The organism is Lysinibacillus sp. FSL K6-0057 (assembly GCF_038630885.1).
Lineage (GTDB): Bacteria > Bacillota > Bacilli > Bacillales_A > Planococcaceae > Lysinibacillus > Lysinibacillus fusiformis_F.
This window is the reverse complement of record NZ_CP152047.1, coordinates 1,076,047-1,088,688: the sequence shown is the minus strand read 5'-3', so window position 1 is coordinate 1,088,688 and position 12,642 is coordinate 1,076,047. Positions and strand designations below refer to the sequence as shown.

Genomic DNA, 12,642 nt, shown 5'->3' with positions numbered 1-12,642 from the left:
CACTGTTTCCTTCACCGAATATTGACTTCTACTACTCTGAAACGCTAAATTAAAGTATAAAAATTTTTGTAGAGCATTTAGGAAAGGGCGTATCTCTATGTCTGTAGGTAAAAAATTAAGCTTTGGTTTCTTTGCAATTATTCTCACACTAATCATTTCATTGTTTATTATGTTCCTGTTATTTTCAAACATTGAAAAAAAGATTGAAAATGCTTTAGAAGGACATGTTGCCCTTGTAGAATTAGCAGATGATATTCAATTTGAAATGGCCATGCAAGGTCTTTTCATTCGTGCCATCATCATCGAAGACAAACCTGCTAACAAAGAGAGTTTCTCAAAATATGCAAATATGCTCGACACACATGTAGAAGAAATCATAGAAAAATCGAATTCAGCTGAAATGGAAACATATGCACAGGAATTAAAAATTCATAATGATACTTTTAACAAGGCAGCAACTGAAGCAATAGCTCTATTTGAAGCTGGTAATCTAGAAGGTGCTTTGCAAAAGGTGAATGGTGACGTGCAACAAGCGAATAAAGGTATACAAGATGTATCCGATAAAATTGGAAGCTATCAAAAGGAACAACTAGACATTGTGACAAAAGAATCTAAACAGGCCGTGTTTAATTCTCAAATTATTTCCATAATTGCGATCATTATTGGTATCGCTCTAGGTATTTTCCTTATTTTCTATATACAACGGACAATCTCACGCCCTTTAAAATCTGTCGTTCTGGCAGCAAACCATGTAGCTAATGGTGAATTAATTCATCCAGATATTACCCATCATTCAAAAGATGAAATTGGTCAGCTTTCAGCAGCTTTTAATGCCATGAAGGGAAATCTGAAAAATTTATTAACGCATATACAGGACAATGCAGAGCACTTAACAGCTTCTGTAGAGGAACTTTCTGCCTCAACTGAAGAAATTACTGCCACTGCTGACGAAATAACAATTCGGATTAATGAAACAGCTGACGCTGCAGTAGCAGCTACAAGTGCAGCTAACGAAAGCGCACACGCAATGGATGAAACGGCTGTAGGTGTTCAACGTATAGCAGAAGCAACTCAACAACTGCATCAGAATGCTATAACAACTTCTGAATTAGCGACAAATGGTAATGTGACAGTAGAAGAAGCTCAGCAACAAATGAATGTGATCCATGAGTCAACACAAATGATTAATAACCTTGTCCAAAAATTGAGTAAGCAATCAGATGAAATTAGTCAAATCACAGCTGTCATTACAGCCATTACCGATCAAACGAATTTATTGGCACTCAATGCAGCTATTGAAGCAGCTAGAGCTGGTGAGCATGGTAAAGGATTTGCGGTTGTAGCAGACGAGGTCCGTAAGTTAGCTGAGGAATCCAAACAATCAGCCAACCAAATCGTTGCCTTAACGTTGGATATACAACAAGATACACACAATGTTGAAAAAGCTGTTTTTGATGGCCTTCACTCTGTTACAGAGGGCGTAAAAATCATCGGACATGCAGGACAAGCCTTTGAAGGAATTGTCAAAGCGATTAATACGATGACAGATCAAATAGAAGATATATCAGCTACCTCTGAAGAAATTTCAGCTAGCGCAGAACAAGTTGCCGCCTCTGTTGCAGAAATTGCTCATGGTGCTTCAACTAGCGCGGATAATACAAAAATTGTAGCTTCAGCAACTAGAGAGCAGTCTATAACAGTGCAACAAGTAAATCAAGTTGCAGCAGATCTAAGCGAAAAGTCCTTAGATTTACAGAATCAAATCAATCAATTTAAACTTTAAATAAAAAAACAGTGCATTTTATATACGTGAATGCACTGTTTTTTATATTTTTTTCATGTAGTACCACTTAAAAAGTGGAAGAATATCCTTCTGGATAGCTATTGATAACGTTTTCATTAGGTTAATAAACAGATTTTTAGTAATTATTTGCATAATCAATCCTCTACAGTAAGACAAATGACATCCTCAAAAAAACAATATTATTAATATGGCTCCACCTGGAAAAATATTGGTTATAATAAAGCAATACTTTTAAAATTTGATTGATGAATAAAACAGAATAGAGTTGCATATATGCATGTATACACAATTCGTTCTAAAATTATTTCAAAAAAACTTAATCTCGTAAACTAGCTTGTCGCTAAATCCATTTTTTTCTTAGTATGGGTACCTTTTTTCATACAAATGCTCATTTTTTTCTTTTCCTTCCCCACAATTGGATAATCCTAGAAAAATACAAAACAAGTTTCTTATATATCATTAATAGATAAAAATAATCATGTTTCGCGATCATAATTTACAAGAAATTACCTGTAAAAGAAACTAATTCACTGAGTTTTACATAGATTTTCTACAAATCTATACAAATTCCTCAAGGTATTACATCCATGACTTTTGATTCATTTTTCAAATATCGATAATATTATCAAAAAAATAGGAATTTTCCGTATAGTAAATCATTTTTTTATTTTTACTTTATTTTTGATATTCAGAATATGTAAATATCAAATTTTTAATATATATGCACTTCGTCTCTTTAGCGTGATAAATCGGAAAAATTTATTATTCTCCTAAATGTCAGATAATACTATATAAATTCGAATCTTTTTTATTTTGTACACAATGATTTTTTTGGTATATTAAATAGGAGCTTCACAAAAGGCTTAAAAATTGTATAAGGGGGATTCACATGAATAAAAACAAAAAGTTTTTATTACTAACAGTTCTTGCAGTATTTTCTTTAGTACTTGCTGCATGTGGCTTTGGTGGAGGAGATTCGTCTAGCAAACCAAAAGACGAAGGAAAAGATTCTGGTTCTTCAGAAGAAACAACTTCATCAGGTGGCGAATTAAACGTAGTAGTAGCTTCTGAGCCACCATCACTTCATCCTGCATTAGCAACAGATACAACTTCTGGTGTTATTCTTACAAATACTTTTGAAGGATTAACAACACTTGATGCAGACGCTCGTCCAGTTGCAGCTGCGGCTGAGAGCTGGGAAGTTAGCGAAGACCTAAAAACTTACACGTTCAAATTACGTGATGCAAAATGGTCAAACGGAGATCCAGTAGTAGCTAGTGACTTCGAATACGCTTGGAAATGGGCATTAAACCCAGACAATCTTTCTGAATATGCTTCAATCCTTTACTCAATTAAAGGTGCTGCAGCATACAACAATGGTGAAGGTTCTGCTGATGATGTAGGCGTTAAAGCTGAAGATGAGAAAACATTAGTAGTAACTTTAGAAAACCCAACACCTTACTTCTTAGAATTAACAGCATTCAAAACATATGCACCATTAAACCAAAAAGTAGTTGAAGGTAATGATGAGTGGTATACAGATGCTGGTGAAAACTTTGTAACAAACGGACCATTCGTATTAGATGAGTGGAGACACAACGATACAATCGTATTAAAGAAAAACCCAGAATACTGGGATGCTGATAAAGTGGCTTTAGACACAGTTAATATCGGTATGGTTGAATCTGAAGCAACAGCAGTAACAATGTTCAAAGGTGGCGAAATTGATTACCTTGGAGCACCTTTCCAAACTGTAGCACTTGATGCTATCGATGGATTTAAAGCTGATGGTACATTAAATATCAATGACCAAGCTTCTGTTTACTGGTACAAGCTAAATACAAAAGATAAAATCACTGGAAACGCTAACATCCGTAAAGCGTTAGCATTAGCACTTGATCGTCAAGGTTTAATTGACAACATTACTAAAGGTGAGCAAAAACCTGCATTAGGTATGGTTCCTACTGCTGTTCACGGCTTTGAAGAAGACCGTGGTTACTACAAAGATAACGATATCGAAGGTGCTAAAGCAGCACTTGAAGCAGGTATGAAAGAACTTGGTATTACAAACCCAGCAGATGTAAAAATTAACCTTTCTTACAACACAAGTGAAGCACACGCTGCTATCGCACAATACGTTCAAGAGGGCTGGACTAAAAACCTTGGTATCACTGTAAGTCTAGATAACTCTGAATGGCAAGTTTATTTAGAAAAACTTAACCAATTAGATTACCAAGTTGGCCGTATGGGCTGGGTTGGTGACTACAACGATGCTTATACATTCTTAGAAATGTATGACACTGCTGCAAACGGTAACAATGATACAGGTTGGGAAAATGCAGAATACAAAAAATTATTAGATCAATCTAATACAGAAGCAGATCCAGCGAAGCGCCTTGAGCTTTTAAAACAAGCTGAATCAATTGCTGTTTCTGAGTTCCCAGTTGTTCCAATTTACTACTACACGAACCTTTCTGTAGTACAAGATTATGTGAAAGACATGAAGGCAGACATCCTTGGTAACATCTCTCTTAAAGAGGTTAAAGTAGAGAAATAATCAACAATAATTCGCTTATTTAGCTCTACAGCGAAGAGCTGCCTCGTAGCCACTTCGGCGCGAGTCAGCTCTTTTTAAAATACGAAGGCATATATTTGTCTGAAAATTGACAAATAGAAGGAGGAGTTTTATGTGATTAAATATATTTTGAAAAGGCTGATGTATATACTTCTCGCGCTTTTCGTCATCGTAACGGTTACGTTTTTCTTAATGCGTCTCGCTCCTGGTAGTCCTTTCGCGAGTGAACGTAATTTCCCACCTCAAATTGAGGAGAAGTTAAACGAAACGTATGGATTAAATAACCCTTGGTATATTCAATATAAAGATTATTTAATCGATACGGCCACTTTCAATTTCGGTGAGTCAATGAAATATAAAGCGCGTTCTACAAATGATATGATTTCTGAAAGTTTCCCTGTTTCTTTAACATTAGGGATTGAAGCTATGCTATTAGCAATTGGATTCGGTATTTTAATTGGCGTAGTTTCCGCGCTATATCATAATAAGTTCCCGGATTATTTGGCAACGTCCTTTGCGGTGCTATTTATATCAGTACCTTCATTTATCTTAGCGGGTTTAATGCAGTATTTCTTAGCCTTTAAACTAGGCTGGTTCCCTATTAGTGGATGGAAAGGCTTTCAGTATAGTATACTGCCTGCCCTTGCAATCGCTTTAACTCATATGGGCTTTATCGCAAAATTAACACGTTCAAGTATGCTTGAGCAAAACAATAGTGATTATGTTAAAATGGCTCGCGCTAAAGGTATTGGAAGATGGACAATTGTATTCCGACATACATTACGAAATGCCCTTCTACCAGTCGTAACTTATCTTGGTCCATTAACAGCTGGTGTTGTAACAGGTAGTTTCATTGTTGAGCAAATTTTCGCTATTCCTGGACTTGGTAAACACTTCGTCCAAAGTATTACAAACCGTGACTATACAGTCATTATGGGTACGACAGTGTTCTTTTCCATCATCCTTTTATTTGCGGTATTAATCGTTGATATTCTATATAGTGTGATTGATCCGCGTATTAAACTGAAAGGAGCGAAAAAATAATGACACAGCAACAAATTGAAAAAGATAAGTTTAAAATTGTTGGTGGTAATCATGAAGCAACGGAAAAATTAGCTGACAAATCAGTCTCCTTTTGGAAAGAAGTATTTCTCCGTTTCTCTCATAACAAATTAGCCATCATTGGGGTAATCATTTTAATCATTGTTATTTTAATGGCTACATTCGTACCAATGTTTTCTCAGTATAAAGCAAGTGATCAGCTAGGTGTTTACAACTCACCACCATCTGCACAATTTTGGTTTGGGACGGATGACCTTGGTCGTGATATCTTCGTTCGTATATGGGAAGGAGCTCGTATTTCCCTATTTATCGGAATTGCAGCAGCGATTATTGACTTAATTATCGGTGTTATTTGGGGAAGTATTTCAGGCTTAGCAGGCGGTCGCGTTGATAACATCATGATGCGTATTGCTGACGTTTTAACAGCTGTACCTTACCTTTTAGTTGTAATTGTACTTTTAGTTGTTATGCAACCTGGTTTAATTCCTATGATTGTTGCCCTATCCATCACTGGATGGATTAACATGGCACGTATCGTTCGCGGTGAAGTATTATCTATCAAAAATCAAGAATATGTTCTTGCTGCTCGTACATTAGGTGCTAGTACAAGTCATTTAATTATTAAACACTTAGTTCCGAATGCTCTTGGTGCAATCTTAGTAACGATGACTTTAACAATTCCATCTGCTATTTTCACTGAATCATTCCTAAGTTACCTTGGTCTTGGGGTTCCTGCTCCAACAGCTTCTTGGGGTACAATGGCCTCTGATGGTAATAAAGCCATTGCCAATGCTCCATGGCGCTTGATTTTCCCTGCGGTATTTATCTCACTAACAATCTTTGCGTTTAACGCAGTTGGTGACGGCTTACGTGATGCTCTAGATCCAAAACTACGTAAATAAGGAGGTGGCCGAAATGAGTAAAACAATTCTAGAAGTAAAAGATTTAAAAATTAACTTTAAAACTTATGCAGGACTTGTACATGCTGTACGTGGTGTTAACTTTGATTTAAAGGAGGGTGAAACACTCGCTATAGTAGGTGAATCTGGTTCTGGTAAAAGTGTTACGAGTAATGCGTTAATGAAACTAATTCCCCAGCCACCTGGTATTTATGAGTCAGGACAAATTTTATTCAATGGCCGTGATTTAGTTCCATTAACTGATAAAGAAATGTCTAAAGTACGCGGAAATGAAATTGCAATGATTTTCCAAGATCCAATGACAAGTTTGAATCCAACAATGAAGGTCGGACGTCAAATAACTGAAGTAATTTTGCAACACAAAAAGGTTTCTAAAAACGATGCCAAAAAACGTGCCATTGAGCTTTTAACACAGGTAGGTATTCCCTTCCCTGAGAAACGTTATAACCAATACCCACATGAATTTTCAGGTGGTATGCGTCAACGTGTTGTAATTGCCATTGCCCTTGCAGCTGATCCTAAGCTATTAATTGCCGATGAGCCGACAACAGCTCTAGACGTAACAATTCAAGCGCAAATTTTAGAATTAATGAAAGAAATTCAGAAAAACTCGAAAACATCTATCATTTTCATTACACACGATTTAGGTGTAGTAGCGAATATCGCTGACCGTGTAGCAGTAATGTACGCTGGCCAAATCGTAGAATATGGTACTGTGAATGATATTTTCTATAATCCAAAGCATCCTTACACATGGGGTCTACTTGGTTCAATGCCAGATTTAGATAATGATACTGATGAGCTATTACGTACGATTCCAGGCTCACCACCAGATCTTACGAATCCACCTAAAGGTGATGCATTTGCAGCTCGTAACGAGTATGCTATGGCGATTGATTATGAACAAGAGCCACCAATGTTCCAAGTAAGTGAAACACATTTTGCAAAAACTTGGTTGTTGCATCCTGATGCACCAAAGATTCCTCTTCCAGATGCGGTTGCTAAACGTATTGAAGGGTATTTAGCAAAGGAGGCACAAGAAAATGACTAAAACTGGTGCGAAAAAAATTCTTGAAATCAAAAATTTACAGCAGCATTTTGGTTCGCCAAGTAATCCTATCAAAGCTGTAGATGGTATCAGCTTCGACGTTTACGAAGGTGAAACACTTGGTCTTGTGGGTGAATCAGGTTGTGGTAAGTCAACTACTGGTCGTTCAATCATTCGATTATATGATATTACAGGTGGCGAGATTGTTTTCGATGGTGAAAATGTCCATGGAAAAAAATCTAAAAATGAGTTAAAGAAATTTAACCGTCAAATGCAAATGATTTTCCAAGATCCTTACGCTTCTTTAAACCCTCGTATGACAGCTGGCGAGATCATTGGTGAAGCCTTTGATATCCATGGCCTTTACAAGGATAAAAAAGAACGTCGTGCGAAAATCCAAGAGTTACTTGAAGCTGTTGGTTTAAACAAAGAGCACGCGAATCGTTACGCACACGAATTCTCTGGTGGTCAACGTCAACGTATTGGGATTGCCCGTGCACTAAGCTTAGATCCTAAGTTTATCATTGCCGATGAGCCTATCTCTGCACTTGACGTATCCATCCAAGCACAAGTTGTTAACTTACTAAAACAACTACAAAAAGAACGTGGCTTAACATATCTTTTCATTGCCCATGACTTATCTATGGTAAAATACATCAGTGACCGTATTGCTGTAATGTACCGCGGTAAAATCATGGAAATCGGTAAAGCAGATGATATCTACAATCACCCTGTTCATCCATATACAAAATCTTTACTATCAGCTATCCCACTTCCTGATCCAATGTCAGAGAAGCGCCGTCAACGTATTCAGTACAAGCATACAGAGGTTGACGAAAGTGCATCTTACCATGAAGTAGGTGATCAGCATTATGTTTACGGTACTGCTGATCTAGTAAAAACTTGGATTGCTAATCGATAAAAATTATAACTCCTGTCGACAGTTTAACTACTGTGATGGGAGTTTTTTTAGTTTATTTCTTTATTACCCATATCCCCATTAGTGTAAACCTAAATAATTTCACTGTCTTTCAATGAACTATAATTCCCTTCTCCTTTATTTTACATGAAATAAGTAGTTAATAAATACCATTTTTGTAAATTATATTTTAAAAAATCAGGGAATATATTAAGATATAGTTAATATGAATAAAGGGGTGTATTCAAATGAAAAAAAGTATGAAACTTCTTCTTGCTACGTGTTGTTTTACAATATTATTAATTAGTATTGGTTCAACCACTGCATCTGCCTATCCAGGTCCATGTCATAGTCCAAAGCCTTGTGTGATTAGACCATAATTGATAAAAGACAAGCTATATGCTGTTTATTCGCTCTCAAAAACAATATTTCTGGGTCTGTAAGGACTACTATGCATTAAACTATCATCCTTTATAAAATTCGGCACCTTTAAATGCAATGATTTTTACATTTAAAGGTGCCCTATTTTCTTGTCACTTATTTAATATTCAATTTATGATTACCTTCTTGATTTTGGATTTAACGCATCTTTTAATCCTTCTCCAATAAAGTTAATCGACAAAATTACTAGCGTAATAGCTGTCGCAGGAGGTACCCACATCCAAAGCTTCTCCTTTAATACCTCTGAGTTTCTAGCTTCGGATAGCATATTCCCCCAACTAGGCGTATCTGCTGGTACACCCAATCCTAAAAAGCTTAAACCAGATTCAGCGACGATTGTTACGGCCATCAGCAATGTTGCTTGTACAATAATCGTCGAAGCAACATTAGGTAGTAAATGCTTGATAATAATCTTTGAGGATTTACAGCCTATTGATTGAGCTGCTAATATATACTCATTTTCCTTTTCAGCAAGCACCCTACTTCGTACAATCCTTGCAACAGATCCCCACATTAACAGTGAGATAACAAAAATCAAAGTCCATAGACCAGATACTTTTCCAATTAGAATTTGGTTTAAAACAATGACAAAAATCATAAACGGAAACATTAAGATAAAATCTGTAAATCTCATTAGTATTTGATCTACTTTTCCGCCAAAGTACCCCGAAATGGCACCGACTGTAGTTCCAATTATAACAATAAAGAACATACAGCTTAATCCTACAGTTAAGGAGGATCTACCAGCATAAAGCATTCTTGTAAACACATCTCGTCCATTTGTATCTGTTCCTAGCCAATTTTCACTAGATGGTGGTTTACTTATTTGCATAAAATCAACTCGGACAATATCTTTGGTTGTGATATATGGAGCTAGAAACGATAAGATAATAACTGTTAGTAGAAATACAAGACTAATCAAGGCCAGTTTATTTTTAAAGAACTTTCGTCTCGCAATTACCCATGGCGAGGGGCTTTTCCTTGGCGATTTTGGCGTTAATACTTTTTGATCCGTTACCAATGTCATATTTCCCCCTCCTTAATCCAATCTAATACGTGGATCTACTACACCATATAATAAATCCGCTACTAAATTCCCAAAAAGTGTTAAAAACGAAAGTAACATTGTGATCGACATCATGACTGCATAATCCCTTCTTCCCACAGATTCTAGGAAGAGAGCACCTATTCCAGGATACGTAAAGATAGTTTCTGTTATTACCGCACCACTGATTAATGTGGCGATATCAAAACCAAGGAACGTAATAAGAGGAATAATAGAATTTCGTAAAATATGTTTGTTGTAAATTTTCGATTCTTTTGTTCCCTTTGCTCTCGCAGTTCTTACAAAGTCTTTTCTACTATTTTCAATAATGTCATTTCGCAAAAATTGTGTATAGGATGCTGTTCCCATCAATCCTAATATAAGCGCAGGTAGTAAAACATGGTGGAATCTACTTAGATAGTACTCAAAATTTCCTGGCTCTAACCCAACGCCCACCGAACCGTTAAATGGGAACCAACCTAACTTGAACGAGAAAAAGTAAATGGCTACAATTCCCGCTACAAATGACGGAATGGCTAAAGCTAGGTAATTGTAAGTTGCAATCAAATTGTCCCCAAGTGTATAAGGTTTTCTACCAGCATACATGCCCATAATAAATGCAAATATGTAGGTGAAAATTAACGATGTTAGAGCTAAAAATATGGTATTAGGTATGCGCTGTGCAATAATCTCTACCGCTGGTTTTTTATAAACAGTTGATTTACCAAAATCCCCTTGTATAAAATTAACAATCCATCTGCCATATTGCTGGATAATAGGATCGTTATAGCCTAATTTTTCTCTCATTTCTTCGATGTATTGTGGATTCGTATTAGAAGGATCAATTTCACCCGCAAATGCATCTCCTGGCATCATTTTTGCTAAAAAGAATACCACTAACGAAATAAGGAGTAACAATGGGATCATGCCAAGTAGTCGTCGAAGTGTATATTGAAGCATGTAACATCTCCTTATCTATAAATTTACTAACTAAGCCCTCTTTACAAGGACTTAGTTAGCAGAATTAAATTACACGATAGCTTATTCTTTAATATGCCATTTATAAACATCCGTTTGGAAGCCAACAGCGTTGACATGAACACCTTGTAAACGATTATTTATACCATATAAATCTAGGTTTTCCCATAAAGGAAGTGCAGGTAATTCTTCGTTGAAGTATTTTTGCCATTCAACATATGTTGCCATACGTTTGTCTTTGTCAAACGCTTCTTCACTTAAGCCTTTATCTAATAATTCTTGGTTTTTCGGATCTACCCAACGACCATAGTTCCACTCTGCGTTATTCCCCCATAATCCTGATGGATCTGGATCAGAACCCATACTCCACGCACCGAAGAACGCTTCTAATGCTGCATCATCATTGTCTTTCATATCATTATATAAGTTAAACTCAATTAAACTACCTGTAGCTAATTCTGTTTTTACACCAATATCATTCCAAGATTGAACAATTGCTTGGGCACGACCTTCAAATGCTGCTGAACCTGCATAGTGACCAAATGAAATTTTAAATGGCTGACCTTTCGGATCTTCTACGAAACCATCGCCATCTTTATCTACATAGCCAGCAGATGCTAATAGCTCTTTAGCTTTCTCTAGGTTGAATTCATATTGATTTAATTCTGCCTCTGGCGCAGCAGTCCAGAAAGTAGTTGGAATCACAGTATTGGCAACTGTTGCTTTTCCTTCTAAGAAAGCATCGATCATTGCTGGACGGTTAATTGCATATAATAATGCTTGACGTAATTCTTTTGCATTAAATTTATCAAAATCTGCCACATTTTTTAACGCCGCTTTATCACGGTGGCCAAAACGAAGTCCGATGTATGAATAGCCCACACCATTAGTTTCTTCAATACGTACATTGCCTAATGCTTCTAACTCTTTTACGGATTGTGGTCTAATATCCATAATGTCAATTTCTCCGTTTTGGAACGCACCAGTTGCTAATGATGGGTCGATTACTTTTACAATAACGCCATCAAGCTGTGGTTTGCCCTTCCAGTAATCATCAAAACGCTCTAATTCAGAATACTCTCCATCTACAACTTTTTTCACTTTAAATGGCCCTAAGCCTACAGGATTTTCACGAACCTGTTTAGATTCCTCTAAATCTTTTACCGCAATACCTTCATAGTGCTTCTTCGGCATTGGATATTGCCAAAGTTGTTCTAAATTATTAATTTTCACTTGTTCAAAAGTGATTTTTACTGTATATGGATCTACAACTTCAATACCTTCAATTTTATCAGCTTTACCTTCTTTTTTAGCTTTTGCTCCTTTAATTCCTTCTGCATAATTAAAACGAGGTCCAGCATAATCAGGATCTGCTAGAGTCTCTAATGCAAATACCCAGTCATCACCTGTTAATTCCTCACCATTATGCCACTTTACACCTTTTTGGAATGTAAATGTATACGTTAATTTATCTTCACTAATTTCCCAAGAAGCTAAGTTAGGAACATATTCTAAATTATCATTTACATCATAAACACCATCTGTTGTGAAATTTTGAATATAGCTATCTACAATACTACCTGAATAAGCTGGATCATATACGCCCTCAGGTGCCGTATCTGTACCAAATGTTACGATGCCACCCTCTGTAGAAGGTTCATCCGTTGTTGTCGTTGTATCCCCGCTTGTATCCTTTTCATTTTCCTTCTCTGTTGTTGTCGAGTCAGTATTACATGCGGCTAAAAATAATGCCATAACTAGCAAGAGCATAAATGACCATAATGCTGATTTTTTCATTTTTTTCCCCCCGTAATTTTATTTTGTCAATAACTAACTATTTTCCGTTTTTA

At 36.3% G+C, this 12,642-nt stretch carries 9 protein-coding genes; 6 read left to right on the top strand and 3 right to left on the bottom strand.

What is annotated here, in order from left to right:
- Positions 1 to 97 precede the first annotated feature (97 nt).
- From MHB40_RS05050 to MHB40_RS05025, 6 genes are all read left to right on the top strand, one after another.
- Positions 98 to 1,783, top strand: a complete 1,686-nt coding sequence (locus tag MHB40_RS05050) for a HAMP domain-containing methyl-accepting chemotaxis protein (RefSeq protein WP_205441891.1) — start codon at positions 98 to 100, stop codon at positions 1,781 to 1,783.
- Between the two features lie 910 nt (positions 1,784 to 2,693).
- Positions 2,694 to 4,361: a peptide ABC transporter substrate-binding protein gene (locus MHB40_RS05045; RefSeq protein WP_342442663.1), complete on the top strand. Its 1,668-nt coding sequence runs from the start codon at positions 2,694 to 2,696 to the stop codon at positions 4,359 to 4,361.
- A 132-nt stretch (positions 4,362 to 4,493) separates the two neighbouring features.
- Complete coding sequence (locus MHB40_RS05040; RefSeq protein WP_205441889.1) at positions 4,494 to 5,423, top strand: ABC transporter permease; 930 nt, start codon at positions 4,494 to 4,496, stop codon at positions 5,421 to 5,423.
- Positions 5,423 to 6,343, top strand: coding sequence for an ABC transporter permease (locus MHB40_RS05035; RefSeq protein ID WP_243456036.1), 921 nt, complete (start codon positions 5,423 to 5,425; stop codon positions 6,341 to 6,343). Before MHB40_RS05040 ends, MHB40_RS05035 begins: the two co-directional genes overlap by 1 nt.
- A gap of 13 nt (positions 6,344 to 6,356) precedes the next feature.
- Positions 6,357 to 7,412 carry an ABC transporter ATP-binding protein gene (locus MHB40_RS05030; RefSeq protein WP_205441888.1) on the top strand — a complete coding sequence of 352 codons (1,056 nt, stop codon included), beginning with the start codon at positions 6,357 to 6,359 and terminating at the stop codon, positions 7,410 to 7,412.
- Complete coding sequence (locus tag MHB40_RS05025) at positions 7,405 to 8,331, top strand: ATP-binding cassette domain-containing protein (RefSeq protein ID WP_205441886.1); 927 nt, start codon at positions 7,405 to 7,407, stop codon at positions 8,329 to 8,331. Before MHB40_RS05030 ends, MHB40_RS05025 begins: the two co-directional genes overlap by 8 nt.
- A gap of 556 nt (positions 8,332 to 8,887) precedes the next feature.
- On the opposite strand, the gene opp4C is transcribed toward MHB40_RS05025, so the two are convergent.
- The 3 genes from opp4C to opp4A form a co-directional block, all read right to left on the bottom strand.
- The gene (gene opp4C / locus MHB40_RS05020; RefSeq protein WP_205441885.1) at positions 8,888 to 9,796 is read right to left on the bottom strand and encodes an oligopeptide ABC transporter permease; all 909 of its coding nucleotides are present in this window, start codon (positions 9,794 to 9,796) and stop codon (positions 8,888 to 8,890) included.
- A 12-nt stretch (positions 9,797 to 9,808) separates the two neighbouring features.
- Positions 9,809 to 10,774: an oligopeptide ABC transporter permease gene (opp4B, locus tag MHB40_RS05015; protein WP_205441884.1), complete on the bottom strand. Its 966-nt coding sequence runs from the start codon at positions 10,772 to 10,774 to the stop codon at positions 9,809 to 9,811.
- Between the two features lie 81 nt (positions 10,775 to 10,855).
- Entirely contained in the window at positions 10,856 to 12,589 is a 1,734-nt protein-coding gene (gene opp4A / locus MHB40_RS05010) for an oligopeptide ABC transporter substrate-binding protein (RefSeq protein ID WP_342442662.1), read from the bottom strand.
- Between the last annotated feature and the right edge of the window lie 53 nt (positions 12,590 to 12,642).

Bases quoted from the DNA above. Each gene is read 5' to 3' on its own strand.
- MHB40_RS05030 (WP_205441888.1), top strand. From the start codon at position 6,357: ATGAGTAAAACAATTCTAGAAGTAAAAGATTTAAAAATTAACTTTAAA.
- MHB40_RS05035 (WP_243456036.1), top strand. From the start codon at position 5,423: ATGACACAGCAACAAATTGAAAAAGATAAGTTTAAAATTGTTGGTGGT.
- MHB40_RS05050 (WP_205441891.1), top strand. From the start codon at position 98: ATGTCTGTAGGTAAAAAATTAAGCTTTGGTTTCTTTGCAATTATTCTC.
- opp4A (WP_342442662.1), bottom strand. From the start codon at position 12,589: ATGAAAAAATCAGCATTATGGTCATTTATGCTCTTGCTAGTTATGGCA.
- MHB40_RS05025 (WP_205441886.1), top strand. From the start codon at position 7,405: ATGACTAAAACTGGTGCGAAAAAAATTCTTGAAATCAAAAATTTACAG.
- opp4C (WP_205441885.1), bottom strand. From the start codon at position 9,796: ATGACATTGGTAACGGATCAAAAAGTATTAACGCCAAAATCGCCAAGG.
- opp4B (WP_205441884.1), bottom strand. From the start codon at position 10,774: ATGCTTCAATATACACTTCGACGACTACTTGGCATGATCCCATTGTTA.
- MHB40_RS05045 (WP_342442663.1), top strand. From the start codon at position 2,694: ATGAATAAAAACAAAAAGTTTTTATTACTAACAGTTCTTGCAGTATTT.